The organism is Mesorhizobium sp. P2_E10, assembly GCF_056404235.1.
In genome coordinates this window covers 1-26,107 of record NZ_JBFUEK010000030.1, presented here as the reverse complement: position 1 = coordinate 26,107, position 26,107 = coordinate 1, and the positions used below count along the sequence as shown (strand labels likewise).

Annotated in this window: 27 protein-coding genes, 1 tRNA gene and 1 pseudogene; 13 read left to right on the top strand and 16 right to left on the bottom strand. The window is 63.3% G+C overall.

Annotated features, from left to right (window positions below; genetic code table 11):
• Nucleotides 1–243 (top strand): annotated as a pseudogene (locus AC1D0N_RS31085) (ISAs1 family transposase); the annotation flags it as partial.
• A gap of 85 nt (nucleotides 244–328) precedes the next feature.
• Nucleotides 329–1,198, top strand: coding sequence for a glycosyltransferase (locus tag AC1D0N_RS31080; protein ID WP_477250364.1), 870 nt, complete (start codon nucleotides 329–331; stop codon nucleotides 1,196–1,198).
• 167 nt (nucleotides 1,199–1,365) lie between these two features.
• Here the strand turns inward: AC1D0N_RS31080 and AC1D0N_RS31075 are convergent, their stop codons facing one another.
• On the bottom strand, nucleotides 1,366–2,469 hold the full coding sequence (locus tag AC1D0N_RS31075) for a saccharopine dehydrogenase family protein (RefSeq protein WP_477250363.1): 1,104 nt from the start codon (nucleotides 2,467–2,469) through the stop codon (nucleotides 1,366–1,368).
• 126 nt (nucleotides 2,470–2,595) lie between these two features.
• Between AC1D0N_RS31075 and AC1D0N_RS31070 the strand changes: the two genes are divergently transcribed.
• Together AC1D0N_RS31070 and AC1D0N_RS31065 are read left to right on the top strand one after the other, a co-directional pair.
• The gene (locus tag AC1D0N_RS31070) at nucleotides 2,596–3,024 is read left to right on the top strand and encodes an Lrp/AsnC family transcriptional regulator (protein WP_477250362.1); all 429 of its coding nucleotides are present in this window, start codon (nucleotides 2,596–2,598) and stop codon (nucleotides 3,022–3,024) included.
• 139 nt (nucleotides 3,025–3,163) lie between these two features.
• Nucleotides 3,164–3,796, top strand: a complete 633-nt coding sequence (locus AC1D0N_RS31065; RefSeq protein WP_477250360.1) for a methyltransferase family protein — start codon at nucleotides 3,164–3,166, stop codon at nucleotides 3,794–3,796.
• 143 nt (nucleotides 3,797–3,939) lie between these two features.
• Here AC1D0N_RS31065 and AC1D0N_RS31060 read toward each other — a convergent pair whose 3' ends face one another.
• The 5 genes from AC1D0N_RS31060 to AC1D0N_RS31040 form a co-directional block, all read right to left on the bottom strand.
• On the bottom strand, nucleotides 3,940–4,413 hold the full coding sequence (locus AC1D0N_RS31060) for a hypothetical protein (RefSeq protein WP_477250359.1): 474 nt from the start codon (nucleotides 4,411–4,413) through the stop codon (nucleotides 3,940–3,942).
• Nucleotides 4,414–4,417: 4 nt separating this feature from the next.
• Nucleotides 4,418–4,678 carry a DUF982 domain-containing protein gene (locus AC1D0N_RS31055; protein ID WP_477250357.1) on the bottom strand — a complete coding sequence of 87 codons (261 nt, stop codon included), beginning with the start codon at nucleotides 4,676–4,678 and terminating at the stop codon, nucleotides 4,418–4,420.
• Between the two features lie 293 nt (nucleotides 4,679–4,971).
• Nucleotides 4,972–5,181 (bottom strand): hypothetical protein, encoded by a 210-nt coding sequence (locus AC1D0N_RS31050; RefSeq protein WP_477250355.1) that lies wholly within the window; start codon nucleotides 5,179–5,181, stop codon nucleotides 4,972–4,974.
• Nucleotides 5,178–5,927, bottom strand: a complete 750-nt coding sequence (locus AC1D0N_RS31045; protein WP_477250353.1) for a COG4280 domain-containing protein — start codon at nucleotides 5,925–5,927, stop codon at nucleotides 5,178–5,180. Before AC1D0N_RS31045 ends, AC1D0N_RS31050 begins: the two co-directional genes overlap by 4 nt.
• Before the next feature lie 222 nt (nucleotides 5,928–6,149).
• A complete protein-coding gene (locus AC1D0N_RS31040) occupies nucleotides 6,150–6,707 on the bottom strand; it encodes a dihydrofolate reductase family protein (RefSeq protein WP_477250352.1) in 558 nt (185 codons plus the stop codon).
• A 304-nt stretch (nucleotides 6,708–7,011) separates the two neighbouring features.
• Here AC1D0N_RS31040 and AC1D0N_RS31035 point away from each other — a divergent pair, with 304 nt between their 5' ends.
• From AC1D0N_RS31035 to AC1D0N_RS31020, 4 genes are all read left to right on the top strand, one after another.
• On the top strand, nucleotides 7,012–7,992 hold the full coding sequence (locus AC1D0N_RS31035; protein ID WP_477250350.1) for a substrate-binding domain-containing protein: 981 nt from the start codon (nucleotides 7,012–7,014) through the stop codon (nucleotides 7,990–7,992).
• 161 nt (nucleotides 7,993–8,153) lie between these two features.
• Nucleotides 8,154–9,659, top strand: coding sequence for a sugar ABC transporter ATP-binding protein (locus tag AC1D0N_RS31030; RefSeq protein ID WP_477250348.1), 1,506 nt, complete (start codon nucleotides 8,154–8,156; stop codon nucleotides 9,657–9,659).
• The gene (locus AC1D0N_RS31025) at nucleotides 9,656–10,672 is read left to right on the top strand and encodes an ABC transporter permease (RefSeq protein ID WP_477250346.1); all 1,017 of its coding nucleotides are present in this window, start codon (nucleotides 9,656–9,658) and stop codon (nucleotides 10,670–10,672) included. The genes AC1D0N_RS31030 and AC1D0N_RS31025 overlap by 4 nt, the downstream gene beginning before the upstream one ends.
• Before the next feature lie 21 nt (nucleotides 10,673–10,693).
• Complete coding sequence (locus tag AC1D0N_RS31020) at nucleotides 10,694–11,719, top strand: LacI family DNA-binding transcriptional regulator (RefSeq protein WP_477250344.1); 1,026 nt, start codon at nucleotides 10,694–10,696, stop codon at nucleotides 11,717–11,719.
• Nucleotides 11,720–11,866: 147 nt separating this feature from the next.
• Here the strand turns inward: AC1D0N_RS31020 and AC1D0N_RS31015 are convergent, their stop codons facing one another.
• Together AC1D0N_RS31015 and AC1D0N_RS31010 are read right to left on the bottom strand one after the other, a co-directional pair.
• The gene (locus tag AC1D0N_RS31015) at nucleotides 11,867–12,673 is read right to left on the bottom strand and encodes an NYN domain-containing protein (RefSeq protein ID WP_477250342.1); all 807 of its coding nucleotides are present in this window, start codon (nucleotides 12,671–12,673) and stop codon (nucleotides 11,867–11,869) included.
• Between the two features lie 404 nt (nucleotides 12,674–13,077).
• Nucleotides 13,078–13,152: transfer RNA gene (locus AC1D0N_RS31010), tRNA-Gly, on the bottom strand.
• 220 nt (nucleotides 13,153–13,372) lie between these two features.
• Between AC1D0N_RS31010 and AC1D0N_RS31005 the strand changes: the two genes are divergently transcribed.
• The 4 genes from AC1D0N_RS31005 (at nucleotide 13,373) to AC1D0N_RS30990 (ending at nucleotide 16,197) form a co-directional block, all read left to right on the top strand.
• Complete coding sequence (locus AC1D0N_RS31005; protein ID WP_477250340.1) at nucleotides 13,373–13,870, top strand: prolyl-tRNA synthetase associated domain-containing protein; 498 nt, start codon at nucleotides 13,373–13,375, stop codon at nucleotides 13,868–13,870.
• An 86-nt stretch (nucleotides 13,871–13,956) separates the two neighbouring features.
• On the top strand, nucleotides 13,957–14,940 hold the full coding sequence (gene trxA, locus AC1D0N_RS31000) for a thioredoxin (protein WP_477250338.1): 984 nt from the start codon (nucleotides 13,957–13,959) through the stop codon (nucleotides 14,938–14,940).
• Between the two features lie 180 nt (nucleotides 14,941–15,120).
• Nucleotides 15,121–15,792, top strand: coding sequence for an LON peptidase substrate-binding domain-containing protein (locus tag AC1D0N_RS30995; RefSeq protein WP_477250367.1), 672 nt, complete (start codon nucleotides 15,121–15,123; stop codon nucleotides 15,790–15,792).
• Nucleotides 15,793–15,966: 174 nt separating this feature from the next.
• The gene (locus tag AC1D0N_RS30990) at nucleotides 15,967–16,197 is read left to right on the top strand and encodes a Trm112 family protein (protein WP_477250336.1); all 231 of its coding nucleotides are present in this window, start codon (nucleotides 15,967–15,969) and stop codon (nucleotides 16,195–16,197) included.
• 289 nt (nucleotides 16,198–16,486) lie between these two features.
• On the opposite strand, the gene AC1D0N_RS30985 is transcribed toward AC1D0N_RS30990, so the two are convergent.
• The 3 genes from AC1D0N_RS30985 to AC1D0N_RS30975 are packed head-to-tail and all read right to left on the bottom strand — an operon-like array spanning nucleotide 16,487 to nucleotide 22,225.
• Nucleotides 16,487–19,792, bottom strand: a complete 3,306-nt coding sequence (locus tag AC1D0N_RS30985; protein WP_477250334.1) for an error-prone DNA polymerase — start codon at nucleotides 19,790–19,792, stop codon at nucleotides 16,487–16,489.
• Nucleotides 19,789–21,264 (bottom strand): DUF6504 family protein, encoded by a 1,476-nt coding sequence (locus tag AC1D0N_RS30980; RefSeq protein ID WP_477250332.1) that lies wholly within the window; start codon nucleotides 21,262–21,264, stop codon nucleotides 19,789–19,791. The genes AC1D0N_RS30985 and AC1D0N_RS30980 overlap by 4 nt, the downstream gene beginning before the upstream one ends.
• Entirely contained in the window at nucleotides 21,206–22,225 is a 1,020-nt protein-coding gene (locus AC1D0N_RS30975; protein ID WP_477250330.1) for an ImuA family protein, read from the bottom strand. The genes AC1D0N_RS30980 and AC1D0N_RS30975 overlap by 59 nt, the downstream gene beginning before the upstream one ends.
• Before the next feature lie 432 nt (nucleotides 22,226–22,657).
• Here AC1D0N_RS30975 and AC1D0N_RS30970 point away from each other — a divergent pair, with 432 nt between their 5' ends.
• Nucleotides 22,658–23,080, top strand: a complete 423-nt coding sequence (locus AC1D0N_RS30970) for a metallopeptidase family protein (protein ID WP_477250328.1) — start codon at nucleotides 22,658–22,660, stop codon at nucleotides 23,078–23,080.
• 114 nt (nucleotides 23,081–23,194) lie between these two features.
• Here AC1D0N_RS30970 and AC1D0N_RS30965 read toward each other — a convergent pair whose 3' ends face one another.
• From AC1D0N_RS30965 to AC1D0N_RS30945, 5 genes are all read right to left on the bottom strand, one after another.
• A complete protein-coding gene (locus tag AC1D0N_RS30965; RefSeq protein ID WP_477250365.1) occupies nucleotides 23,195–23,482 on the bottom strand; it encodes a GIY-YIG nuclease family protein in 288 nt (95 codons plus the stop codon).
• Nucleotides 23,483–23,633: 151 nt separating this feature from the next.
• A complete protein-coding gene (locus AC1D0N_RS30960; protein WP_477250326.1) occupies nucleotides 23,634–23,840 on the bottom strand; it encodes a DUF1737 domain-containing protein in 207 nt (68 codons plus the stop codon).
• Between the two features lie 50 nt (nucleotides 23,841–23,890).
• Complete coding sequence (locus AC1D0N_RS30955) at nucleotides 23,891–24,778, bottom strand: HpcH/HpaI aldolase/citrate lyase family protein (RefSeq protein ID WP_477250324.1); 888 nt, start codon at nucleotides 24,776–24,778, stop codon at nucleotides 23,891–23,893.
• 172 nt (nucleotides 24,779–24,950) lie between these two features.
• Nucleotides 24,951–25,301, bottom strand: coding sequence for a VOC family protein (locus tag AC1D0N_RS30950; protein ID WP_477250322.1), 351 nt, complete (start codon nucleotides 25,299–25,301; stop codon nucleotides 24,951–24,953).
• Complete coding sequence (locus AC1D0N_RS30945) at nucleotides 25,298–25,681, bottom strand: RidA family protein (protein ID WP_477250320.1); 384 nt, start codon at nucleotides 25,679–25,681, stop codon at nucleotides 25,298–25,300. Before AC1D0N_RS30945 ends, AC1D0N_RS30950 begins: the two co-directional genes overlap by 4 nt.
• Nucleotides 25,682–26,107: the final 426 nt, after the last annotated feature.

Sequence of the window (26,107 nt, the reverse complement as noted above, 5' to 3'; positions counted from 1 at the left end):
GATCTCACCAGGGCTCATTGGCAGATCGAGAATGGCCTGCACTGGATGCTCGACGTTCATCTGGATGAGGACCTCAGCCGAGCCCGCAAGGACAACGCCCCCGCCAACACCGCACTCCTCAACCGCCTCGCCAAAAACATCCTCCAACTCGCCGACACAGACAAAGTCCCCATCAGCCATCGCATCAAGAAATGCGCATGGAATGACGGCTACCTAATCAACGCTCTAACTCATATGCGATAGCCCTGCTCCGGAGGGGGGGAGGAAGGCGCGAACCCGGCCAGCCGTCGATTGTCGCAAATCGGCAGAACGTATTAAGTGTCGAGCCATGGACACCCACCTGAAGAAATACATAGCCATACGCTACAACACAGCCTTGGACTTCAGGCCCAGCCAATGGAACGGGGAGGGACCCGCCAATCTCGATCCGGCGTGGCTGGCCGAGAGGCTGGAGCTGTTCGACAGCTATTGTGCCTTTTCTCTCGAAAGCCAGTCAGTCAAGGATTTTACGGTGCTGGTCGCGTTCGACAGGCAAACAAACGCCGACACCATCCAGGCTGTCTGCGCTTGTGCGCGAGACATCGATATCAGACCGGTCCTGGTCGCTGCGGATGAGAGCTACAACGCTTGTCTCAATGCATTCGTCGAGAACGATACGGACGCCGAATTCGTCACCCTCACGCGTCTCGACAGCGACGATGCGCTGGCGCCGAGCTTCATGGCGCGGATCGACTATTACGCCCGCAGGGAGATCGCCAAGGGGACGGCGGACCAGCAGCCGCTCTACATCGCCGTTCCGCATGGCCAGAATTTTGACCGGGCCACCGGCCGCTACACGCATCACGACTATGTCACATCGGCTTTCGGTACGATGCTGGAGCGGCGATCGTCGTCGATGAACGGCATTTACAGCGACTCCCATGCAAAAATGGCGGGCCGCTTCAACACCGTGGTGGCGGAGTCAAAGGATGCCCTGTGGTGCATCGTCGTGCACGACAACAATGTCGCGAACGTGCTCAGGGGCAAGCCGATTGCCAAGCCGTCCTTCACCGTGGGACGGCCGGGCGCTGAACGCAAACCCCCGAGACCCGAGCGGAATGACAAGAAGCCGCTGCAGACTGGCCTGGGTGTGGCGCCGCGGACCATGGACAATCTTGTCCGGTTCGTGCTTGGGCGACCCATGCGCCTGCGCAAATAGGCGGTAGGTCTTCCCTTCTCCCCTGTGCGAGAAGGTGTCGCCGAAGGCGACGGATGAGGGGTGTTCCAGGGAACGCCAACGCCGCACTCCGCTGGAACACCCCTCAACCGTCTCGGCGCTACGCGCCGATCCACCTTCTCCCACAGGGGGAGAAGGGAAGAGGCAGCTCAGCTTGCCAGCCGGCTCACCATTTCATGCTGGGCGTAGGCGCGGCCGAAGCGATTGGCGAGGAAGGCGTCGAGTGCGATGTCTTCCTGCTTGACGAAGCCGGTCGTCGGCAGGCTGCCGTCGGCCAGCATGTCGAGCACGGCGCAGATGCCGGACGCGGTGGTGATCTGGATGGCGCTGCGCACCACATTGCCGACACGCTTCGAGTAGATCTTGTTGGCGTAGGTTTCCTGCAGCAGGCGGCCGTTCTTGCGGCCGGAGACGGTGACGAAGACGATGACCACGTCCTGAAGCGTTGCCGGCAAAGCACTTTCAAAAATGTCCTTCAGCACGTCGCGGCGGTGGCGCAGGCCGAGGTCGTTGAGCAGCGCCTTCATGATCGCGGCGTGGCCGGGGTAGCGGATGGTGCGGTAGTTCAGCGTGCGCACCTTGCCCTTCAGCGTCTCGGCCAAAGTGCCCAGGCCGCCAGAGGTGTTGAACGCCTCGTAGGTGACGCCGTCGAGCGAGAATTCCTCGCGCTCCTCCAGTGGCGGCACTTCGACCAGCTCGCCCTCGACGATTGCCTCGCAGGGCTCGCAATATTCGTTGATGACGCCGTCGGTGCTCCAGGTCAGGTTGTAGTTCAGCGCGTTCGACGGGTACTGCGGCAGCGCGCCGACGCGCATGCGCACGCTTTCCAGCGAGTCGAATCGGCTGGCGAGATCGTTGGCGACGATCGAGATGAAGCCGGGCGCCAGGCCGCATTGCGGGATGAAGGCGCTCTTGCCCGAACGCGCCAGTTCCTTGACCCGGCGGGTCGAGACGACATCCTCGGTCAAATCGAGATAATGCACGCCGGCACTGGCTGCCGCCTCGGCAATGCGCGTGGTGAGATGGAAGGGCGCGGCGCTGAGCACCGCGAATGTGCCGGCGAGCGCCGCCTCGAGCGCGCCTGATGCTTCGATGTCGAGCTCCAGCGTTGCCACTGCGGCCGGCAGTTCAGCCGCCGCGAGCTGTGCCGCCGAGCGGTCGACCAGGGTGACGTGATAATCACCGGTTGCCGCGAGCATCTCGGCAATGGTCGAGCCGATTTTGCCCGCACCGACGACAGTAATTTTCTTCATGACCGGTTCCCTCGCCCGAAAGTTGATTAGTTTGGGGCAGAATCGCAGCTTGCCTGTCGAAAGGAAGCGTGGAATTGTTCGAAACGAAGCCTCTCTTTGGTCAATCTGCCGATAAGGTTCGTCGAAATGCTCAGTGACGCCGAACAGGCCCTGCTTTCCCTGCTGCGCGGCAATGCGCGCGCCTCGACCGCTGAGCTGGCGCGGCAGCTCGGCGTGTCGCGCACCACCGTGCAAAGCCGGATCGAGCGGCTGGAACAGCGCGGCATCATCACCGGCTATGGGGTCAGGCTGGCGCCTGACTATGAACAGGGGCTGGTGCGGGCGCATGTGCTGCTCACCGTCACGCCCAAGCTTGCCGACAAAGTGGTGCGCAGCCTGCAGGCGCTGGCGCCGGTCAGGACGCTGCATTCGGTCAGCGGCAATTTCGACATGATCGTCATCGTCGACGCGCCGTCGATCCGCGATCTCGATACGCTGCTCGATCAGATTGGTGCCATGGAAGGGGTCGAGCGGACGTCATCGTCGATCATCCTGTCGACGCGCATCGACCGCTGAGCGAGGGGCGGTGAGCCCTTCGGAAGCGACAAAATCGCCACCGACATCTCGCCAGCAGCGGGCAGAAAGAGTAGTGGCTAATGCAGGGCGCACTTTCGTTGCCCGTTCCACGGGCTTGCCGGAGTCGCAAGAAACACCAATGACCTACGCTTCTTCCAAGCCCTCGCCGCAAGCTTTCGACCAGCACAAGCGCCTCATCGTTGTCCAGGTCGCGGTCGTGCTGGCCATGGTGCTGCTGTTGTTTGCCAAGCCGTTCCTGAGCGAAGGGTCGGACGGTCACGAGCTCATGGAACTCCTCGGCGTCGTCCTGGTGCTTGCCTGTGTCGGCGGTCGCCTTTGGAGCATCCTCTATGTCGGCGGCAAGAAGAACGAAGAGCTGATTTCCGCGGGGCCATTCTCGATGACGCAGAACCCGCTCTATTTCTTCTCCACGATCGGCGCGGTGGGCATCGGGTTGATATACGGATCCGTGGTGGTGGCCCTGGCATTGGGCCTCGCCAGTTTCATCGTTTTCCGGGTGACGGCGCGCAAGGAAGCCGAATTCCTGCTCGGAAAGTTCGGCCCCGCCTATACGGCGTATACCGAGCGGACACCGCGCTTCTGGCCGAATCCGCTGCTGTTTGCCGACCAGGCCGAGCGGCAGTTTTCAACGGCTGCGCTGAAGCGGACCTTTTATGACGGGCTCTATTTCCTTGCCCTTTTCCCGCTGATCGAAATGGTCGAGCATTTCAGGAATAGCGGCCTCCTGCCGACGCTTTTCACCGTCTATTGATTGTATGGATTGTATTGATTGGCGCCACCAGCCGCGCGGCGGCCGCTGGGCATCGGGATCACGAGGCGAGCCTTTCAGGCATGGCAGGCTTCCTGCCGACATTTTTCACCCTCTGTTGATCCGCGCCTGATCCTGCCCGGCGGTCAATAGCGGGGCCTTTTGTCGGAAACCACGACCAACCTGCCGCCGACATGCTGGCAGCGCTTGCATATCAGCTTCGAGGCCAGCCGCCGTTCGGAGATGAAATCGTAGTGGGTGCCGTAAGTCTCGATCAGAGCGTCAAGATCGAGCGAGCGCAAATGACCGCAACGCGGATTGCCGCAATAGGCGCTCAGGCCCAGTCCAAGGTCCCTGAGCTCGCCGAGTTTTGTCGGCAGCGCGGTCGGGACGACAATAGCGGCTGATACCACCGGGTTTGCCACCGAGACCAGGATGGGTGGTCGAAATTCCGCGCGGTCAATCGCGCTTATCGCCTGGACGGCTTCGTCTTCCGCGAAGCCAATATGCGTATCGATGCTCTCCATCGCTTCCATATGACCGCGGACAAACAGGGCCCTTCGCAGCACGTGCAGCGCATCCCTCGTCTCACAGAGTGTCGTGCGGAGCGTGAAAGGCATCTCCTCAATCCTTCAGGTAGCTGTCGGGAAGGCAATCGGCTTCTACGGCCGCCGCAATGAAGGCCCTGTGGACGTCTCTCGTGCTGCAAGAGCCGACCCTTTCCTGCACCAGGGCAGCCAGCGCAGCCATGAACATCGGCCCATCGGAGGGCCAGTCATTCGCCAGGGCGTCGGCCATTTCGGGAAGTGTCCGCAGCACCGAAATCGTGCCGTCGGTGCTTTCGATGGGAATTCCGGAAAATACAAAGGTTGGGTTGATTGTCACTGCACAGCTCCCGCTGGGGCGGGAGAATGATATGCGCTCTCAAGCACCAGCGCCCGTTCAATGGCTGATGACAAATCTAGTTGAGCACTTAAACAAAGCACTGTCCATTAACTATGACGTATCGGCTGTGGTTTGCGATTGCGTCGCCATTTACATCCGCTGAACGAAATCGACGCACCGCAAGGATACGCACACTGCGGCGACCCTGCTGCATGGCCTCGTCGTCTCTGTGCGTAGTTGGCGGTCTTTCTTGCTTGCTTTCAGCGCACTGGTCGTCAGCAGGCAATGGACCGCTATCGCGTGCGCGCGGTGCGGCGGACGCTCTGCACCAGAATCGCAAGGCAACCCACCAGCAGCAACACGCCGCCAAGCAATGGCGGCAGCGCCAGAAACTTCACCGCCGCTGTGACCGTCGCAATCAGGATCAGCGCCAGCAGGGCCAGATTGCCGTCGTCGACGAACATGCCGACAAGCTCCTTGAGGGCAAGACGGACAACATTCATCGGGCAAACCCTTCCTTGGGATAGGCGCCGCGCAGCCAGCGGACGATGGCAAGGGACGCCACCGAAACGACAGCGAAGATGGCCAGCAGAGCGAGGTCGGCGCCCGGCCAGTCGGCGCCGATGCCTTCGCCGGTCCAGAAAATGCCAAAACTGGTCAACATCAGCCCGACGACGAATTTGAGCGCATTTTCCGGCACGCGCGCCAGCGGCCGGTGCACCGCGAGCCCGATCAACATCACCAGGACGAACGCCGCCAGCGCGCCAAGGCCGGCGTAAAGGGTCTGCCCATGCGCGGCGCCGACCGCAATGACGATGAACACCACCTCGACGCCTTCGAGCAGCACCGCCTTGAATGCCGCCAGCCCTGCCAAATAGTCGGCGCGGCGGTCATTGGCCTGCTGCTGCAGACTGGCTGTCTCCTTTGAAAAGGCGAGCTCCTCGTCGTGCAGAGCGATGATGCCGACGGCGCGCAGAATGGCCTTGCGCAGCCAGCGCAGGCCAAACAGGATCAGCAGCACGCCGACGACGAATTGCAGAACGGTGATCGGAACCAGCGCCAGCAGCGGTCCGAACACCAGCACCAGCGCCGCCAGCAGCGCCAGCGCCAGGGCAGCGCCGGTGAGCGCCGGCCGCCAGCCGCGCGTCACGCCGACCGCCAGCACGATGGTGAAGGCCTCGACGACCTCTACGAAGGAAGCGAGGAAAGCGGCGGTGACGGTCGACAGGATGGGGGTGAGACTGTGCATGCGGCATCCCGAGTAGCTTGCGAGAATGCCCTAGCGCGAATTTTGCTTCCAGTGCGCCCAAACGAAAAAGCCGCGGCGGACCGCGGCTTTTCGATGCCTGATTCCCCTATGAGGAAATTGGAGCGCAGAATCGAGGCCCGATCACTACGCCTACGCTATCGCCCTCTAAGGTACGCTTTCCGCTCTGGTGCTGAGGCGGACGCGCGAAGAGGTGGCTCTCGGTCAGCGCGCGCGCCGGTAATGCATGGCGACCGCGCCGTTGCGGAGCGGCTTGGCCGAGATCAGCTCGAGCCGTCGCGTGCTGGGCAGCCCGCTCTGGTAGAGGGTCGGGCCGTGGCCCGCGATCCTGGGGTGCACGAGGAGCTTGTACTCGTCGATCAGATCCAGCCGGTCCAGCTCGGTCGCGAGCTTGCCGCTACCGAGGAGCACGCCGGCCGGGGTCGCGTCCTTGAGCCTCTGCACGCCCGTGCGCAGTTCGCCGCCGATGTGGTGGCTGTTGGTCCACGGGAAGGCTTTTCGCGTCGATGACACTACGTATTTCGGCTTGGCCTCCAGCTTGACCGCCCACTCGCGTATCGCCGGCGGCGCCTCCTCGTCGCCGCGGGCGACTGCCGGCCAGTAGCTCTCCATCATCTCGTAGGTGACGCGACCCCACAGCATTGCTCCGCCCTCATCCATAAGGCGGGTGAAGAAGGCGTGCGTCTCGTCGTCGGCAATTCCCTCCCGGTGGTCGACGCAGCCGTCCAGGGTGACGTTGATGCTGAAGGTCAACAGTCCCATGCGGCAAGTCTAAGCCATACAATCGAGAACATGAAGGCCGGTTGCTCGCGGTTGATGTTGAACTTCCGCAATGGGTCGGTTCAAGACGTTGGCGCCAGGCCGGAACCCCGCCCTTCGCGGCGTACAATCGGCGGCTCCAGGGAGCCTGCTGGATACCCCGTCGAACAATGGCGTAGCTGCGGGCGAAGCGATTCGAACGCTCGATCGTTCCGGCAATGGATGTTGACAGCGGGCAAATAGTGGCACTTACTGGCGGCGTAATCGGTTACGCAATCGATTACGGTTCAATCAAGTGGAGGAACGCATGAGCAAGAACCCGAATACGCACGCCGTCCCCGGTCTCGATTCAAGCCCATTTTCGCGCCGCCAATTCCTCAAGACCAGCGTGCTGGCGGCGGGTGCGCTGGCCATGCCGCTCGGACCGGCCATCGCGGCCGACAAACCGAAGGTCGGCCTGGTCATGAAGTCGCTGGCGAACGAATTCTTCAAGCAGATGCAGGCCGGCGCCGAAGACTACGCGGCCAAGAACAAGGACAAGTTCGATTTCGCCGCCGTCGGCATGAAGGACGAGCGTGACTTTGCCGCGCAGGTCGACGCGATCGAGAATTTCATCACCCAGAAATTCAATATCATCGTCGTCGCCCCGGCCGATTCGAAGGCCATGGTCACCCCGATCGCTAAGGCGCTGAAGGCCGGCATCAAGGTGATCAATATCGACGTCGCGCTCGACGAAGAAGCCAAGAAGAAAGCCGGCATCGATCTCGCCTTCTTCGGGCCTGACAACCGCGCCGGCGCCAAGCTGGCCGGCGACGCGCTCGGCAAGGCGCTTGGCAAGGGCGGCAAGGTCGTCATCCTCGAAGGCAACCCGGAAGCCGACAATGCCAAGGAACGCAAGCTGGGCTTCGACGACGCGGTGAAGGAACACGGGCTGGATCTGCTCGACAGCAAGACGGCACACTGGGAAACCGAGGAAGCCAACACGCTGATGACCAACTTCATGACCCAGCACCCCGACATTCAGGGCGTGATGGCGGCCAATGATTCGATGGCGCTCGGCGTCGTCAAGGCCATCGACGCGGCCGGCAAGTCGGACCAGATCAAGGTGGTCGGCTTCGACAATATTCCGGCTGTCGGACCGCTGCTGAAGAGCGGCAAGATGCTTGCCACGATCGAGCAGTATGGCGCCAAGATGGCAGCGCTGGGCATCGACTACGGCCTGCGCGAATTGGCCGGCGAGAAATTCTCCGGCTGGGTCAAGACCGACATCAAGCTCGTCACCGGCTAAGGCCTCCGAGCGGACCCTTGCATCTCCACGGCCGGGCGCAGATGCTCCGGCCTCGCATACGCCGTCATGGCCGCTTGCCAAGCTTGGCGGCGATGACGGCGCCCGCCGTGGAGTTGATGCCCCTCGTCCAGGCGCGCGAGCGAAGTTCAGGATTTGTTGCCATGACGGCGAACGATGCAATTTTGACCCTGGAAGGGGTCGGCAAGGTGTTTCCGGGGGCCATCGCGCTCAGCGGCGTCTCGCTCGCCATCGAACGCGGCGAAACCCACATCATTCTGGGCGAAAACGGCGCCGGCAAGTCGACCCTGATCAAGCTCTTGGCGGGTATCTACCGGCCAGACAGCGGCGAGATCGCCTTCAACGGCGCGCCATACCACCCGAAGACGCCTCACGATGCGCAGGCCGGCGGCATCCGCATCGTCCACCAGGAACTCAATCTGCTCCCGTATCTGAGCATCGCCGAGAACCTGATGCTGGAAAGCCTGCCCCGCCGCTTCGGCGTGGTCGACGGCAAGGTGCTCAACCGGCGCGCCGTTGCACTCCTCAAGGAGGTCGGCCTGGACGTCGACCCGAAGACGCGCGTCGAGGAACTCGGCGTCGCGCAGATGCAACTCGTCGAGATCGCAAAAGCGCTTTGCTACGACAGCAAGCTTCTCGTCCTGGACGAGCCGACCGCGACGTTGACGCCACCGGAAATCGAACGCCTGTTCGCCATCATCAAGCGGCTGAAGGCAAAGGGTGTGACGATCATCTACATCTCGCACCGCCTGCATGAGGTGTTCGAGATCGGCGATCGGGTAACGGTGCTGCGCAATGGCCAGCTGGTGAGCACCCGCGACCTGCAGGGTCTCACCGTGCCCGACCTCGTACGCATGATGATCGGCCGCGACATTGCCGACGAATACGGCTTCGACACCTCCATCGTGCCGGGCAAGGTCGCGCTCAGCGTCAGGGATCTGAAGCGCGACACCACGACACCCGCAATATCCTTCGACGTTCGACATGGCGAGATACTGGGGGTGGCCGGCCTCGTCGGCAGCGGCCGGACAGAGGCGATGCGGGCGCTGTTCGGCGCCGATGCAAAGATCGGCGGCGTCATCGAAGTCGACGGCGTGCGGGCCGCGATTTTCGCGCCGAAGGACGCCGTGCGGCATGGGCTGAGCCTGCTCACCGAAGATCGCAAGGGCCAGGGCCTGCTGCTCGACCTGCCGGTCGACCAGAACATGACCATCACCGACCTCAGCAGGATCTCGCGGTACGGCCTGCTCGATCGTGACGCGGAGGCCGCCGCGGCGACCGATCTGGTCGGACAGTTGCGGGTCAAGACCAGCTCGATCGCCCAGGCCGTTCGCAACCTTTCGGGTGGCAACCAGCAAAAGGTGGTTCTGGCGAAGTGGCTGTTTCGCGGCACCTCGACGCTGATCCTCGACGAGCCGACGCGCGGCGTCGACATCGGCGCGCGGCGCGAGATCTATCAGTTGCTGTGGATGCTGGCGGCGGCTCAGAAGGGCATCGTCATGGTATCGTCCGACCTGCCCGAACTCATGGGCATGTGCCACCGCATCATCGTCTTTTCGAAGAACAGGATCGTCGGCGAAGTGCCGCGATCCGAATTCGACCAGGAGCGCATCTTGTCGCTCGCCTATCAGGAGTATGTGCGACCATGAGCGACATGTCCGAAACCGCAGCGTCGGCACCTGCCTCCTCTGCCAGGCCGAAGCTCCTGCGCTTTCTCGTCCGCGACGCCGGCGTGCTGGTGGCACTGGTGCTGATCACGCTGTTCTTCTCCTTCACGGCCCCCTATTTCGCCACGCCGGAGAACGCGCTGAAGATCTTCGTGCAGATCGCCATCAACACGGTTCTGGCGGCGGGCATGACCTTCGTCATCCTCACCGGCGGCATCGACCTCTCCGTCGGCTCGGTGCTTGCGCTCTGCACGGTCGTCGGCGCAACCGTCATGATCAACGAGAGCCTGTCGCCGGCGATGGCGATCACACTGGCGCTGCTTGCCTGCATGGCGACCGGTGCCGTCTGCGGCGCCCTCAACGGCCTGATCTCCACACGCTGGAAGATCCCATCCTTCATCGTTACGCTCGGCATGCTCAACATGGCCGCGGGAGCGGCGCGCGTGGTGAGCGACAATTCGACGATCACCGGCCTGCCGCAAAGCTTCATCGATTTCGGCAACCTCATCATCGGCGGCTTCCTGCCTTCGATCTTCCTCATCGCGGTGCTGGTGATCGCCGTCGGCTGGTTCGTGCTGCGCTTCACCGTTTTCGGCCGCATGATCTTCGCCGTCGGCACCAATGACGAAGCGGTGCGCCTCTCGGGCCACAATCCGGACGTCTACAAGATCGCCGCCTTCACGATCAGCGGCGCGACGGCCGGCATCGCGGCCATGGTCTATCTGCTGCGCCTGAACATCGGCAGCCCGATCGCCGGCGTCGGTTACGAGCTCAACGCCATTGCCGCGGTCATCATCGGCGGAACCAGCCTGAACGGAGGCAAGGGCTCCATCATCGGCACGCTGGTGGGCGCCTGCATTCTTCAGGTGCTGGGCACCGGGCTGCAGCTGCTCGGCGTCGGTGATAATTTCAAGCCGATCGTGATCGGCCTTGTCATCGTGCTGGCCGTCATCCTTGACGCCTACCGGGAAAGGCTGCTCAGGGTAATTCGCTAGAAAAATGCGGGAAAGGGGACCATGACGACGATTGCCGATGTCGCGCGACATGCCGGGGTGTCCGTCGCCACCGTGTCGCACGTCATGAACCAGACACGCCATGTCGGACCGGAGACGGCCGAGCGGGTGCACGCGGCGATCGCGGCCTTGCGCTACAGCCCGAATTCGCTGGCCCGCAGCCTGCGGCGCGGCGAGACCAAGACCATCGGCCTGCTTCTGCCCGACAATTCCAACCCGTTCTTCGCCAGCGTCGCGCGCCAGATCGAGGACGCGGGTTTCCTGGCGGGCTATACGGTGATCCTGTGCAATTCGGACGGCAGCGCCGAAAAGGAGGAGCGCTATCTGTCCGTGCTGATAGCAAAACAGATCGACGGCCTGATCTTTGCCGGCTCGTCGGACCGCGCGCGGGTGTTCTCGCGTCTCTCCAAGACCAACGTGCCGGCGGTGCTGCTCGATCGCGAGATCCAGTCACTCAATATGGATTCGGTGCTGGTGGACCACGATCACGGTGGCTACCTCGCCGGTCAATATCTGATCAAGCTCGGCCACCGGACGTTTGGCGTCATCGGCGGCCCGCGCGATTCCAGTTCGAGCCCCGCCCGCCTGCTCGGCTTCATCAGGGCGCTGCGCGAAGCCGGGCTGGACTTGCCTGCGGCGAGGGTGGTGGATTCCGACTATCAATTCGCCGGCGGGCGCCTGGCGATGGAGCGCCTGATGGCGCAGGCGCCCGAGATCACGGCGGTCTTCGCCTGCAACGACCTGATGGCCATGGGCGCGCTGACGGCGCTGCGCTCGCGGGGATTGCAGGTCCCCGAGGACATGTCGATGATCGGCTTCGACGACATACCCTATGCCGTCACCACATGGCCGCCGCTGACGACGGTCGCACAACCGGTCGAGAAGATAGGAACGCGAGCTGTGAGCCTGCTGCTGGATCGCCTCGGCGACCCGGCGGCCCAGTCGTGCCGTGAAATCCTCCTGCCTGTCCTCGTCGAGAGGGAAAGCTGTGCTCCATGGCCCGGACCGCGTGAACGAGGCAGGTCGTAGGCGGCCGGCACCGAAGGGCGAGCGCAAGAGGCCTGCGCCAACCACCGGGAAACGAAAAAGCCGCAGGGTGCAGCTTGCTACGGCTCAGGAACCATTCGGGACAGTGTGCGGTCAAACACGAAACTGCCGATCCATGTCCCCACTGAGTCAGCTTACCTTCAGTCGTACCATGACAACCTTTGTCTGGTCGCCCGCACGTTCGACTTCGAGAATACCGGAAGCAACCGCTAGATCGCTCAATCTCGCATAGCCGTAATTTCTAGCGTCGAAGTCTGGAGACTGCTTTGCCAGATGAGCGCCCACGCGCGCGAGGTTCGCGCGGCCGTCCTCATCCGCCGACGCCTCAACTGCCTTTTGGAGCATGCTCAGAGCGGCCTCGTTCAGCCTACCACTCGCCGCTCCACCCTGCGCTGGACGGGTTTTTTCTGCTTCGATTTTGACCGGTACGGCGGCAGCCTTAGCGGGCTTCTCAACGGCCTTCTCTCGGGTGATTTGGGTTGCCTGCGGCGGCCGTGGTCCGGCGCCCCCAAGCACATCGACATATATGAACTTGTCGCAGGCGGTGATGAACGGTCGAGGCGTCTTACGTTCACCGAACCCGTAAACGGTTATGCCCTGTTCGCGGATGCGTGAAGCTAGCCTTGCGAAATCGCTGTCGCTCGAAACGATGCAGAAGCCGGAAAACCGCCCCGTATAGAGCAGGTCCATCGCGTCAATGATCATCGCGCCGTCGGTCGCGTTCTTGCCTGTCGTGTAAGCGAACTGCTGTACAGGCTGAATGGAATGCTCAAGCAAGCACTCCTTCCAGCCATTGAGGGCTGGCTTCGTCCAGTCACCGTAGATTCGCTTGACGCTTGCTGTGCCGTAAGTGGCGATTTCCGCGAGAAGCCCCGAGATGATCTTCGGTGATGCGTTGTCGCCGTCGATCAAAATCGCAAGTGTATCGCTCATCATTCCGCAAGCCTTCCCTGTGCCTGTCATACACGATAATCCGGATTTCAGGTTTTCGGCATTTTCTAAGAGCCCGTTTCGACACTCGCTCGTACGAGTCATCTGAAGACGGTTCTGAGAACCAGAGCGGAAAGTACGTGAAGGTGCCGAGCACCGGAAGCGCCTGCAGATGGCCGCAGGAGTCGAGTTTTCCAAACGGGCTCTGAGCGGCACGACCGATCCATTGATACCACGGCGGTGCGCTCCGCCCGTGTAGAAACAGCATACCACGTGCTTGCCCGGCCTATGATCGCCCTGTGACCACGGTCGCTCCGACGGACTTCGATGGTTGCGGTTTCAATCACCCAGAAACGAAAAAGCCGCGGCGGACCGCGGCTTTTCGATGCTTGATTCCCCTTGGAGGAAATTGGAGCGGGTGAAGCGATTCGAACGCTCGACCCCAACCTTGGCAAGGTTGTGCTCTACCCCTGAGCTACACCCGCTCGCACGGCTTTTGGGCCGCAAGCCGCGCCTATATGGCCGAAGAGCGCGGCGATTGCAACAGGGAAATCGCAGGCTTTTTGGCCGCACCGGGCGGCGTGGACAAGCCTTCCGGGTCCGCGCCGGGCGATAAGCCTTATTGCCTTGTTGAACGACGGTCTTGTCTCGACGGCATCATTGGCCGTAAACGGCAGGCTTGAACCGCGACAGAGAAAAACACCGATGCCGAAGACCGAAGCCGAGCTTTTCGCCTTTCTCGCCGAACTCGGCATCGCCGTCGAGACGCGGCGCCATCCGCCGCTGTTCACGGTTGCCGATTCGCAGGCGCTGCGCGGGGAAATTGCCGGCGGGCACACCAAGAACCTGTTCCTCAAGGACAAGAAGGACAATGTCTTCCTGGTCAGCGTCGGCGAGGAGGCGGAGGTCGATCTCAAGCAGATCCACCATCTCATCGGCGCCACAGGCCGTGTTTCCTTCGGCAGACCGGAGCTGCTGATGGAGCTGCTCGGCGTCGTTCCGGGCGCGGTCACGGTGTTCGGGCTGATCAACGATACTTCGCGCCGGGTCAAGGTGGTTCTCGACCAGGAACTGATGGCGCATGCGGTGATCAACGCCCATCCGCTGACCAATGAAGCCACGACATCGATCGCCGCCGCCGACCTGATCAAATTCGTCGAGGCAACCGGGCATGATGCTGTTATCTTGAAAGTCTCGGCGTGATCGCCACATGGTGGCTGAAACCGGCTTTGTGAAAAAGGGCGTTGCGCCCGTCCGTGGGACAGCGGCGCGACCGAAAGGGTGACGAGATGAGTGACAACAATCCATTTGGCGGCGCCAGTGGCCAATATTCCACCACAGTGCAGTATGGTGGAACCGAGCCTGCCCGGCCGAAGGTTGCGCTTGGCGAGGCGCCCACCGCCGATGTCATCAAGGACACCACCACCGCGGCCTTTGCCGCCGACGTCGTCCAGGAATCGCGCCGCCAACCGGTGCTGGTCGATTTCTGGGCGCCGTGGTGCGGCCCGTGCAAGCAATTGACGCCGCTCCTGGAAAAGGCGGTGCGCGCCGCCGGCGGCAAGGTCAAGCTGGTCAAGATGAACATCGACGATCATCCGTCGATCGCCGGCCAGCTCGGCATCCAGTCGATCCCGGCGGTCATCGCCTTCAAGGACGGCCAGCCGGTCGACGGCTTCATGGGCGCTATCCCGGAGAGCCAGATCGCCGAATTCATCACCAAGGTTGGCGGCAAGGGCAACGGCGCGCCGCCGGTGGCCGAGGCGCTGGCCGCGGCAGCGGAAGCGCGCGCCGCCGGCGACATGCAAACCGCGGCCGACATTTATGACGCCATCCTGGAGCAGGCGCCGGAGACGATCGAGGCGATTGCCGGGCTGGGCGAGCTGCTGTTCGAGGCCGGCGACACAGCGGGCGCCGAAGAGGTTCTGGCCAAGGCGCCGGAAGCCAAGAAGGACGCGCCGGTGCTTGCAGCCGTGCGCGCCAAGATCGCACTCGCCGCGCAAGCCGCCGCACTTGGCAATCCGGCCGAGTTCGAGCAGCGCCTGGCCGCCAATCCCGGCGATCATCAGGCGCGCTTCGATCTGGCCATGATCCAGAACGCCAAGGGCGAACGCACGCAGGCCGCCGACAATCTGCTGGCCATCATCAAGGCCGACCGCGCCTGGAACGACGATGGCGCCAAGACGCAATTGCTGCAGTTTTTCGAGGCCTGGGGCATGACCGACGAAGCGACGCTGGCGGCACGGCGCAAGCTGTCGTCGCTGCTGTTTTCGTAGAGCCGGTTTTAGGCTGTTTTTGGCGGATGGCCTTGCGGGTCACGGTGGCTGCGCCATGTTAGACGGCAAGAGATCGGGCCGGACCGATCCGCTTGCTTCGGGCATGGCTTGCGCCTGTTGGATTGCGACGGGCGAAATTCCGGATTGACGCGCTTCTTGACGAAGCGATCGGAGGATGAAGTGCAGGCGGGAAACGCGCACTACCGGCAGGCCAAGGATTTGCCGTCGACGATCGCGATCTTTCCGCTCGAAGGCGCGCTGCTGTTGCCGGGCGGCCGCATGCCGCTCAACATTTTCGAGCCGCGCTATCTGCAGATGGTCGATGAGGCGATGGCCGGATCGCGGCTGATCGGCATCATCCAGCCCAGCCTCGACGGCGCCTTGCGCGGCGACGGCGAGCCGGAACTCTGCAATGTCGGCTGCGCCGGGCGCATCATCTCGCTGGCCGAAAGCGGCGACGGCCGCTACCTGATTTCGCTGCAGGGCGTCTGCCGGTTTCGCATCGCACATGAACTCCCGGTCAAAACGCCGTTTCGCCAGGGCAAGATCGCGCCCTTCCTCACCGATCTCCATGAAGATCAGGCGGCGAACGAGATCGATCGGCCAGCGCTGCTGAAGGCGTTTCGCGCCTATCTGCAGGCCAATGATCTGGAAGCCGACTGGGAAAGCGTCAGCCGCGCCGAAAACGCCATGCTGGTCAACGCGCTGTCGATGATGGCGCCCTATGGGCCGGCGGAGAAACAGGCGCTGCTCGAAGCGGCGGATTTGAGGATGCGCGCCGAAACGCTGATCGCCATCACCGAAATGGCGCTGGCGCGCGAGAATGAGGATTTTGGCTCGAGTTTACAGTAAGGTGTGCCGATACTCAGGTGATGCCGGCCTGCAAACGGCGGCCTCCTGCGCTTCCGGTGCTCACGTACTTTAAGTACGCTCCGCTCCGGTTCTCGGAAGCCACCATTTTCGACTCGGCCTGACCTGAATCTCAACACACCTTGGGTTGGCGTTTGGCGAAGAAGGAGAGAACTGATGGTGGCGGATGGCGGGAACAGGGTCGATCCCAAGCTGCTGGAACTTCTGGCCTGCCCGCTGACCAAGGGCCCGTTGGCCTGGGATCCGGAGCGCGGCGAATTGATCTCAAGGGTGGCAAAACTCGCCTACCCGGTGCGCGACGGCATCCCGATCATGCTGCCCTCGGAGGCGCGGGCGATTTCCGCCGAGGACATGCTGTCGCCGCCGCGGCTGGGTGGGCCTGCATAAAGGACATAGAGGTCCCCCTTCGTCGTCATCCTAGGGCGGAGCAGCCGCGCAGCGGCGTCGCGGAGACCCTAGGATCCATGCCGCGACGTATGCGACACGCGAAGACGGACCAAATAGAGTGCTTCTGCGGGCCGGCACGGTGGATGACATAGCTGCCCCGGTGTGGATACAAGCGCCATTCCGAGCCGCTGCATTCTTCGGCGGATGTCACGGCATGGATCCTAGGGTCTGCGCTGCGTCGCTTCGCTCCTTGCTCCGCCCTAGGATGACGAAGCGTGGGGCGCATGCCTTACTGAAAGTTCCGCCCCTTCGGCATGACCCGCTCCGCTTCTCCCGACAGCGTCGCGATATCCTGTCGGATCGGCGCAGGTGGCCGGCTGGCGCTTTGATCGGCGGCCGCGCTGACCTTCTCCAACAGCACAGTCAGCCAGGGCGTCAGATCCTCGACCTTTTCCGCAACGATGTGGATGACATCCGATTCCGACTGCAATTTGCCGGTGACGCGGACGAAGCGCGCGCCCATGACGATGGGCCGAAAGCGTTCAAAGGTTCTTTGCCAGAAAATGATGTTGGCGACCGCCTTGTCGTCTTCGAGCGTCAGGAAAATGGCATTACCCTTGCCGGGCCGTTGCCGCACCAGCACGAGGCCGGCGACGGAGACCCGCCTGCCGTCGCGCACGGAGCCCAACCGGGCATTGGGCGTGACGCCGGCACGATCCAGTCGTTCGCGCAGGAAGGCGACCGGGTGCGCCTTCAGCGAAAGGCCGAGCGAACGGTAGTCGTGGATGACATGTTCGCCGAGCGGCATTGTCGGCAGCTTTGTCTGCGGCTCCAGCTCGCGCAGGCGGATTTCGGGCTGGTCGAACAAAGGCAACTTTTCGGCGGCACTCTTGCCGTCGAGAGCGCGCACCGCCCACAGCGCTTCACGGCGGTCGAGGCCGAGCGAGCGGAAAGCGTCGGCCTGCGCCAGTTTTTCGATTTCGCCGACGTCGAGGCCGGAGCGCAACCAGACATCCCTGACGGTTGTGTAGCCGGAACCGCGCCTGGCGACGAACAGGTCCATGCGCTCCTTGGAAAGTCCCTTGATCTGGCGGAAGCCAAGCCGGACGGCATGATTGGTCCGAATGACGCCGCGCATCTCGCCATGGCGTTCGAGGACCCGCGCCGGATTGAAGGCCGATTCCTCCAGGGCGCAATCCCAGGCGGAATGATTGACGTCGACCTCGCGGATGTCGACGCCATGGTCGCGTGCGTCGCGGACCAGCTGGGCCGGCTGGTAAAAACCCATCGGCTGCGAGTTCAGGATCGCGACGCAGAACACGTCGGGATAGAAGGTCTTGAACCAGCAGGAGGCATAGACCAGCAGGGCGAAGGACGCGGCATGGCTTTCGGGAAAGCCATATTCGCCAAAGCCTTCGATCTGCTTGAAGCAGCGCTCGGCGAAGTCTTTTTCGTATCCCCTTTTCATCATGCCATCGACCATGCGCTGGCGGTAATTGCCGATGGTGCCGGTGCGCTTGAAGGTGGCCATGGCGCGGCGCAATTCATCGGCCTCGCCCGGCCTGAAGCCGCCGGCGACGATGGCGATCTTCATCGCCTGTTCCTGGAACAGCGGCACGCCCAGCGTTTTGCCGAGGATCTCTTTCAACTCCGGCTTGGGATACTCCGCCTCTTCCTTGCCTTGCCGGCGGCGCAGATAGGGGTGGACCATGTCGCCCTGGATCGGGCCGGGCCGCACGATCGCCACCTCGATGACGAGGTCGTAAAAATTCTGCGGCCGCAGGCGCGGCAGCATCGACATCTGGGCGCGCGATTCGATCTGGAAGACGCCGAGCGTGTCGGCTCGGCAGATCATATCGTAGACACGCTTGTCCTCCGCCGGCAAGGTGGCCAGCACATAGGGCCGGCCATACGGGTCTCGCGCCTCCGGGTAATGATCCCTCAGCAAGGTGAAGGCACGCTGCAGGCAGGTCAGCATGCCGAGGGCCAGAATATCCACCTTGAGGATTTTTACCGCGTCGAGATCGTCCTTGTCCCATTCGACCATCTTGCGCTCGTCCATCGCCGTCTTGACGATGGGAACGATCTCGTCGAGCCGGTCCCTGGTGATGACGAAGCCGCCGACATGCTGGGAGAGATGGCGGGGAAAGCCCATGATCTCGTTGGCGTGAGCGAGCACATGCCGCGTCGACGGGTCGGCCCGGTCGATACCGCCGGCCTTTGCTTCCTTTTCGCCGAGTTCCGAGGTCGACCAGCCCCAGATCGAGCCGGACAGCGCGCCTCGGACATCGTCGGACAGGCCCATCGCCTTGGCCACTTCGCGCAGCGCCGAGCGGCCGCGATAGCTGACGACGGCGGCGGCCAGCGCGGTGCGCTTGGCGCTGTATTTGTTGTAGATGTACTGCATGACGATCTCGCGCTTTTCGTGCTCGAAATCGACGTCGATGTCAGGCGGCTCGTTGCGCTCCTCGGAAATGAAGCGCTCAAACAGCGTGTCGATCCGGTCGGGCCCGACCTCGGTGATGCCGATGCAGAAACAGACGATCGAATTGGCGGCGGAGCCGCGCCCCTGGCAAAGAATGTCCTGGCTGCGGGCATATTTGACGATGTCATAAACGGTCAGGAAGTAACGCGCGTAGTTCAGGCGATCGATCAGAGCGAGCTCTTCGCCAATGCGCTGGAATACGGAAGCAGGGACGCCCGCCGGATAGCGCGTGGCGGCCCCCTCCCTGGCCAATCGTTCGAGCTCGGCCTGTGGCCCGAGTCCCGATTCCGTCGGCTCATCAGGATAATTGTACTGGAGATCACTGAGCGAGAAGGTCAGCTCTTCGGCAAAAATCTGCGTCTCCATCAGCGCCTGCGGGTGGCGGCGGAACAGGCGGGCCATCTCCAGCGGCGGCTTCAGGTGGCGCTCGGCATTGGCGGTCAGCTCCAGCCCGGCTTCGGCGACAGGCACGTTGAGGCGGATTGCCGTCAGCACGTCCTGCAGTGAGCGGCGCTCGGCCGTGTGGTAGAGAACATCGTTGGTCGCCATCAGCGCCATGCCGGTCACTTCCGCCAGGCCCGCGGCCTGCTCGATGCGAAAGCGGTCGTTGCCGCGATAATCCGGCGCAACCGCCAGCCGCACATTGTTGCCGAAGCGGTGCCTGAGCTGGTGCAGCAGGGTCAGCCCGTCTTCCGCGGTCGCCGTCAGATCGGGCAGGATGGCCAGTGACATCTGATCGCCCCATTCGAGCAGATCGTCGCGGGTGAGCAGGGTTGCGCCCTTCTCATTCTCGTCGCGCAGATTGGCTTGCGTCAGCATGCGGCAAAGATGCCCCCAGCCCTTGCGATCCCTGGGATAGGCGAGAATGTCCGGCGTGCCGTCGCCGAAAACCAGCCGGCAGCCGGGGTGATAGGTAAGGTGCTCGACCTTGGCCTGCTGCCAGGCGCGCACGACGCCGGCCACCGTGTTGCGGTCGGCAAGGCCGATCGCCGAAAACCCCAGAAGCTTGGCCGCGACCACCAGTTCCTCGGGCTTGGAGGCGCCGCGCAGAAACGAGAAATTCGACTGGATGCCGAATTCGGCATAGGGAATGACGGTCAGCGCGTTCATGCAAACACCCCGTGCATGAACCAGCGCGGCGCAGGCTGCCCGGTGCCGTAGAGGCCCTGGCGGTAGAGCCAGTAACGGCGGCCGTCGCTGTCCTCGATGCGGAAATAATCGCGGGTCAGCGCGTCTTCCTGGTCCTGTTGCTGGCGCCACCATTCCGGCGCGATGCGTTCGGGTCCCTCGGCGCGGGCGACCCGGTAGAGAGCGCGGCGCCAGCGGAAATTCATCGGCGGTCCCTCGGGCAGTTCGGTGGCCGGCACTTCGATCGGCTCGGGTGATCGGAACAGCCGAATTGGCCGCTCCGGCCGGAAGATTGTCGCCGGCGCCTTCATCCGCTCCGGCTTTTTCGGCGGCGTGGTCCGTTGCGGCGCCTCGGTGAAGGGAAGCGTGGCGACGGCGCGCTCCGGCAGATGGCTGTCGACGGCGACGGGTTGCAATACCGCACCGTCGCCGAGCCGGGCGCGGATGCGGTCGGCAAACAGCGCGATGTCGGCGCCGTCGTCCTCGGCCTCGCCGGTGAGGTCGGCCTGCTGCATGTCGAAGGCAGCCGCCGACAGCACCGAGAGGCGCACGAGATCGAAGCCATAGCCGGCATCGATATCCTGTTCGAGCGCGGCCAGCCGTTCATGGAACAATCGCTGGATCAGCAGCGGTTCGCGCAAGGGGCGCGAGGTGCCGACAGCGATGCGGCTGACGGCGCCGTCGACGCGAAACAAGAGCAGCGCCAGTGTTCTCGCGCCCTCGCCGCGGCGCTCGAGGTCGCTCTTCAAGGTCGTCGCCAGCAGTCGCACCAGCCGCTCGATCTCGTCGGTCAGCATGACGGGCTCGGCGAGGTGGCGCTCGACCGAAAGCGGCGCGACCGGCAGGCGCGGCGACACGGCCTCGTCGAGGCGACCGAGCGCCTGGTCGAGGCGCAACAGCAGGGTTGCGCCGAAGCGGCGGGCAAGCGGCGCGCGCGGTGCCGCCATGACGGCGCCGGCGGTGCGCAGGCCGACGCTTTCCAGGCTGGCGCGGATGTCGGGGTCGATGCGCAACGCCGCCAATGGCAGTGGGGCGAGCAGTGCGTCCTCCTCGCCTGACGCGACGATAAGGTCACCGGAAAACCGCGCCGCCGCCCAGGCGGCGCCCGGCGTGGCGGCAAGGCCGGCGCGAACATCAAAGCCCTGATGGAAGAAGCGCGACAGGATGTCGTCGAGCATGGCGCGTTCGCCGCCGAACAGATGGGTGCAGCCGGTGACGTCGAGAAACAGGCCGTCGGCACCGTCCAGCGCCACCAGCGGGGTGTAGCGGTCGCACCAGTCGGCGAGGCCTTCGAGCAGGCGGCGGTCGGCCTCCGGATCGGCTTCGACGATGTCGATCGACGGATGCATGGCGCGCGCATCGGCGATGCCCATGCCGCGCTTCAGGTGCAGCGCTTCAGCCCGCTCGTCGAGGGCTGAGATGCGCTGGGCGTTGCGGTCGCGATGGCTGACCACCAGTGGCAGATGATCCGACGGCCGGGAACGCCAGGACCGACCCAGACGCTGCCGCAATATCCTCTCGGCGGCCAGATGCGGAAACCACAGCGACAGTATCCGTTGCCCGTTCTCCCCGGGGCCGTCTTTCCTCAAAAGCGTGTTCATCGGGGTTCCACTCCAGTGTGAATTGTCCAGGCAGAGCCGTGCGGCTCTTGCCGATGCTGATGGTGAAGGCGGGGCGGCCGATCGAACCGGCCAGCGGCCCGGCGATGGTGCTGCGCGGTGCCGACGGCGCCGACGACACAATGAGGCGCACTTGTGCGGCCGTCGGCTCTGCCTCGCCGGCCTGCCGCAGCAGGAACACCGGCCGGCCGGCGCTCTGCGCCCGCGCGTGCAGCCGCCGCGTCGCGGTGAGATCGAGCCGCTGCGGACTGCCGCGTATCTCGAGAATGACGGCGGCCAGCGCCGTCATGCGGGCGGCCTCCTCGGCGACCCACAGCGCGTCGACAAGTCTTGGCGCCTGCGAAAACAGCAATTGTTCCGGCGCGATGCCGAAAAAGCCGTGCAGCCCCTTGGCATAGGGAAAGCCGGCCTCGCGAAAAATCTCCGTGGTGCCGATCCACAGCACGGGCAGGCGCGGGCCTTGCCTGAGGATCAGGCTGATCAGCGACAGCGCAAAGCCGGCGACGGCCCCGGCATCGCGGGTCTCGGTGCCATGGATTTCGCTGAGTGCCGCTTTCGGCAGGCCGCCGCTCAAAGCGCGGTCGAGACGCTCGGCGCCGGTGCGCAGAAATGCCTCCGGCGAGGCCACGGCGATGCCGCGGCGGACGATCGTCACATCGGTGTTGGAGGTGACATTGGGGGCGTCAAGCGACGGGCCAGCCGGCGCCTCCAGGCGCTCGGGCAGCGTTCCCTCGATCTTCGCGATCTGGCGGCGCAGGGCAAAAACAGTCTCCCGCGCCACGGCGGTCATCGCCATGACGGTCAGCTTCCACTCACAATTGTTCCTGTTATGTTCCTATAGATTCCAGAGGGGGCCGGAAGAGTCAAGCGGAGTCATGGGGAATTTATTCCTGCCCGCGAGAACGCAGCAGAGCAATTGCTTGAAGCGCCCTGTCATCCTTTCCGGGCGTTGGCGCTGCCCCTCATCTGGCTGCCGCCATCTTCTCCCCGTAAACGGGGAGAAGGATGCTGCCGTCGACCATTTCGCCAATCACCAACGTTGCAGACGGGCGCCAGCATTGCGGCCGGCTTCTTTCTCCCCGTTCACGGGGAGAAATGCCCGGCAGGGCAATGAGGGGCGGGGCTGACATCGACCACTGATCGTTTGAAGTCGTTGCGTTGGGGCCGCCGCCGCGTCATTTGCCGATTCCTGAGGGAAAGCCTATATGCCGGGATCAAAGGACAAAGCATGGCCCGCATCTACAAGACCCGCACCTGGCACGACGAACTCTCGCCCTCGATCGAGGAAATGGAGTTCCTGGCGCTGGAGGCGTATGCGCATCTGCCGGACGATTTTCGCAAGCTGACTGGCGAGATCGTCATCCAGATCGCCGAGTTTCCGACCGACGAGATCATGGACGATCTGTCGCTGGAGACGCCGTTCGACCTGCTCGGCCTGTTCGAGGGACGCGGCATCGCCGAGCGCTGGAACCCGCAGACCGGCGAGGGGCCGAACCGCATCACGCTCTACCGCCGCGCCATCCTCGACTACTGGTCCGAGAACGAAGAGACGCTGGGCGACATCGTCACCCATGTGCTGATCCACGAGATCGGCCACCATTTCGGGCTGTCGGATGATGATATGGAGAAGATCGAAGAGGCGGCCGAGTAACCCCCACGCTTCGTCATCCTACGGCGAAGCAAGGAGCGAAGCGACGCGGCGCAGACCCAAGGATCCATGCCGTGACAGCCTTGCAGTGCTCCGGTGGTGCAAGAAACCGAGCGTCTACCACCCGGTTCCACGAAAGAGCTCGAACCACTCCGGATTGGCCTTTTCGATCAACTCGATCTTCCATTGCCGCGGCCAGCGCTTCAATGACTTCTCGCGCTGAATGGCATCGGCAATGTCGAAAAATTCCTCGTACCAGACTAGCCGTTGTACACCGTATCGGCTGGTGAAACCCGCGCCCTGGCCGGATTTGCGCTCCGGCATGCGTCGGCCAAGATCGTTGGTGACGCCGATATAGATCGTGCCGCGCTTCTGGCTCGCGGTCATATAGACGTAACCGGTCATGGTTTCAGGGTAGCGAGCGTTGATGCACGGACAAGCGCGATTCTGATCCGCTGCATCGACCAATTTCACGGCATGGATCCTAGGGTCTGCGCTGCGTCGCTTCGCTCCTTGCTTCGCCCTAGGATGACGAAGGGAGAGGAGCTTGGCAAAACTACCAGTCACTAAGCTTGGTGTCCGGCCCGTATTCCTGGCCCTCGATATCCTTCACCACGGCCTGGCCGCAGCGCATGGTTTTTGCCTTCTTGTCGTAGGCATAGGTTGGCGAGCCGAACAGGTGCCAGCCCTTGTTCAGCGCCGCCGTCACCTTGTGGCAGAAGGTGGCGTCGTCCGGAGCGGACAGAAAGCGGTAGAGTTTCATGGTTCAGTTCCTGTCGTAAATAACCTGTAACCGGCGAGCATCGAGTGCCATCATGCCCCGATGGCGGCTGCCTTCGCCAGCAGTTTTTCGGCCTGCGCCAGATGCAGCCGCTCGACCATTCTGCCATCCAGCGCAATCACGCCCTTGCCGGCATTTTCAGCGAGCGCGAAGGCCTCTTTTATCGCGCGCGCCTCGGCCAAGGCTTCGGGCGACGGCGCAAAGGCGCGGTTGGCGGCCTCGATCTGAGCCGGGTGGATAAGTGACTTGCCGTCGAACCCCATGGCGGCTGCTTCCGCGCATTCGCGGGCAAAGCCGTCGGCATCGCGAAAATCGTTGAAGACGCCGTCGAGCATGTCGAGACCGCCGGCGCGCGCGGCCAGCAGCATCTGCATCAGCCAGGGCACGAGATAGCGCCGGTCGGGGGTGGCCGACACGCCGGTCTCCTTGACCAGATCATTCGTTCCGGCAACGAAACAAGTGAGGCGCGAGGCCGGATCGCGGCCAAGTTCGGCGATGGCGCCGATGTTGAGCATCGCCTTCGGCGTCTCGATCATCGCCCATAATTTCACCGTGTCGGGGGCAAAATTGTCGTCGAGGACATCGCCGACTTCGAGAATGTCGCGCGGCGTGGCGACCTTGGGCAGAAGGATGCCATCGGGCTCGCAACTGGCGACGGCCAGCAGATCGTCGGTGCCCCATTCGCTGGCGAGCGCGTTGACGCGCACCACCATCTCGCAGCGCCGCCCGTTGGCAACCGGGCGGTTGGCGAAAATGCCCTTCAGTCTTTCGCGGGCGGCACTCTTGTCGGCCGGGGTTACGGCATCTTCCAGGTCGATGATGATTGCGTCGCAGGCAAGCTGCGCGATCTTGGCCAGCGCCTTGTCGTTCGAAGCCGGGACGTAGAGCACCGAGCGGCGCGGGCGGTAGGGTTCGGTCATGTCTGATCTATGCCGCGTGTGGTTGGTGGAGGCAAGCGCGCAGGGCGATGAGACGAGCCAATCGCCAAAGATGGCGCTGCCCCTCACCTGCCTGCCACCCCCTCCGCGGCAGTTGCGGGAGAGGCCCCTTCCTCTCCCCCACTTCGTGGGGGCGAGGAACTGGAGTCTGTCATCACCGATGCGAGAGAATATTCACCAACCGGCCGAACGGATCGCGCACATAGAAGCGGCGCACGCCCCAGGGTTCGTCGGCGGGTCCGTATTCGATGGCGAAGCCGGCCTGCGTCATCCCTTCAAGCGCGGCATCGACATCGTCAACCTCGATCGACAGGTCGGGCACTGGCGTGCCGGAGCCGCCTTCGGTCATGAAGCTGACCTGCACGGTCATTGTCTCGCGCGAGCCGTAGGTGGCGATCCAGCCAAGGTCCATCTTGAGATCAAGGCCGAGCACATCCTGGTAGAGGCGCCTTGCCGCCGCGATGTCCTGCGTGCCTATGTTGGCAACGATCCGCCGGACTTTCATGCCGTCCGCCGCAACGCGGTGACTTCGATCTCGATCTTCATCTCCGGTCTGTTGAGCTGGCACACGATCATCGTCGCTGCCGGCCTGATCTTGCCAAAGGCCTCGCCGAGGATCGGGAAGACGATGTCCACGAACGCCTGGTCGGTAATGTAGTAATGCGCCCGCACCACATCGGCCATGGCGAAGCCGCCGTCCTGCAACGCCTTGGCAATCGTCGCCAGGCAATTGCGCGTCTGCGCCTCAACCGTCTCCGGCATGGTCATGGTCGCATAGTCGTAGCCGGTGGTTCCGGACACGAAACACCAGTCGCCCTGTACCACCGCGCGCGAATAGCCGGCGGTCTTTTCGAAGGGTGAACCGGTGGAGATGAGTTTTCGCATCAGGTCTCTCCTCACATTGTTGGCTCGCATCTAGCAGGAGACGCGCTGCTCGGTCGTGGGCCAAGCCGACCGGATTATTGTCACGCAGGCAAAGCGCAACATCGGAGATTGACCGAGACATCCCTCCCGTCGTCATCCCAGGGCGAAGCAAGGAGCGAAGCGACGCGCGCAGACCCTAGGATCCTGTGTGTTGGTTCGGGTGTATGGTTGAAGTGGGAAGGAGGCCGAGAGGATCCTGGTCATCCCTTTCGGGATAGTCCGCGGCATGGCTCGGTCCCTTCCCACCACTGAACCATCAACCTGAACAGTTGCACGGGGCTGTTAGCAGCAGACCCCGCACCACAGGAAGAGGCCTGGACATGATAGTGCAGAACTATGTCGGCTGCGACATCTCCAAGCAGCGGCTCGACTTTTTTGATGAGGCAA

What these genes read in the sequence shown, in the direction of transcription:
- AC1D0N_RS31080 (WP_477250364.1), top strand. Translation starts at nt 329, where the DNA reads ATGGACACCCACCTGAAGAAATACATAGCCATACGCTACAACACAGCC.
- AC1D0N_RS31075 (WP_477250363.1), bottom strand. Translation starts at nt 2,469, where the DNA reads ATGAAGAAAATTACTGTCGTCGGTGCGGGCAAAATCGGCTCGACCATT.
- AC1D0N_RS31070 (WP_477250362.1), top strand. Translation starts at nt 2,596, where the DNA reads ATGCTCAGTGACGCCGAACAGGCCCTGCTTTCCCTGCTGCGCGGCAAT.
- AC1D0N_RS31065 (WP_477250360.1), top strand. Translation starts at nt 3,164, where the DNA reads ATGACCTACGCTTCTTCCAAGCCCTCGCCGCAAGCTTTCGACCAGCAC.
- AC1D0N_RS31060 (WP_477250359.1), bottom strand. Translation starts at nt 4,413, where the DNA reads ATGCCTTTCACGCTCCGCACGACACTCTGTGAGACGAGGGATGCGCTG.
- AC1D0N_RS31050 (WP_477250355.1), bottom strand. Translation starts at nt 5,181, where the DNA reads ATGAATGTTGTCCGTCTTGCCCTCAAGGAGCTTGTCGGCATGTTCGTC.
- AC1D0N_RS31045 (WP_477250353.1), bottom strand. Translation starts at nt 5,927, where the DNA reads ATGCACAGTCTCACCCCCATCCTGTCGACCGTCACCGCCGCTTTCCTC.
- AC1D0N_RS31040 (WP_477250352.1), bottom strand. Translation starts at nt 6,707, where the DNA reads ATGGGACTGTTGACCTTCAGCATCAACGTCACCCTGGACGGCTGCGTC.
- AC1D0N_RS31035 (WP_477250350.1), top strand. Translation starts at nt 7,012, where the DNA reads ATGAGCAAGAACCCGAATACGCACGCCGTCCCCGGTCTCGATTCAAGC.
- AC1D0N_RS31030 (WP_477250348.1), top strand. Translation starts at nt 8,154, where the DNA reads ATGACGGCGAACGATGCAATTTTGACCCTGGAAGGGGTCGGCAAGGTG.
- AC1D0N_RS31025 (WP_477250346.1), top strand. Translation starts at nt 9,656, where the DNA reads ATGAGCGACATGTCCGAAACCGCAGCGTCGGCACCTGCCTCCTCTGCC.
- AC1D0N_RS31020 (WP_477250344.1), top strand. Translation starts at nt 10,694, where the DNA reads ATGACGACGATTGCCGATGTCGCGCGACATGCCGGGGTGTCCGTCGCC.
- AC1D0N_RS31015 (WP_477250342.1), bottom strand. Translation starts at nt 12,673, where the DNA reads ATGATGAGCGATACACTTGCGATTTTGATCGACGGCGACAACGCATCA.
- AC1D0N_RS31005 (WP_477250340.1), top strand. Translation starts at nt 13,373, where the DNA reads ATGCCGAAGACCGAAGCCGAGCTTTTCGCCTTTCTCGCCGAACTCGGC.
- trxA (WP_477250338.1), top strand. Translation starts at nt 13,957, where the DNA reads ATGAGTGACAACAATCCATTTGGCGGCGCCAGTGGCCAATATTCCACC.
- AC1D0N_RS30990 (WP_477250336.1), top strand. Translation starts at nt 15,967, where the DNA reads ATGGTGGCGGATGGCGGGAACAGGGTCGATCCCAAGCTGCTGGAACTT.
- AC1D0N_RS30985 (WP_477250334.1), bottom strand. Translation starts at nt 19,792, where the DNA reads ATGAACGCGCTGACCGTCATTCCCTATGCCGAATTCGGCATCCAGTCG.
- AC1D0N_RS30975 (WP_477250330.1), bottom strand. Translation starts at nt 22,225, where the DNA reads ATGGCGATGACCGCCGTGGCGCGGGAGACTGTTTTTGCCCTGCGCCGC.
- AC1D0N_RS30970 (WP_477250328.1), top strand. Translation starts at nt 22,658, where the DNA reads ATGGCCCGCATCTACAAGACCCGCACCTGGCACGACGAACTCTCGCCC.
- AC1D0N_RS30965 (WP_477250365.1), bottom strand. Translation starts at nt 23,482, where the DNA reads ATGACCGGTTACGTCTATATGACCGCGAGCCAGAAGCGCGGCACGATC.
- AC1D0N_RS30960 (WP_477250326.1), bottom strand. Translation starts at nt 23,840, where the DNA reads ATGAAACTCTACCGCTTTCTGTCCGCTCCGGACGACGCCACCTTCTGC.
- AC1D0N_RS30955 (WP_477250324.1), bottom strand. Translation starts at nt 24,778, where the DNA reads ATGACCGAACCCTACCGCCCGCGCCGCTCGGTGCTCTACGTCCCGGCT.
- AC1D0N_RS30950 (WP_477250322.1), bottom strand. Translation starts at nt 25,301, where the DNA reads ATGAAAGTCCGGCGGATCGTTGCCAACATAGGCACGCAGGACATCGCG.
- AC1D0N_RS30945 (WP_477250320.1), bottom strand. Translation starts at nt 25,681, where the DNA reads ATGCGAAAACTCATCTCCACCGGTTCACCCTTCGAAAAGACCGCCGGC.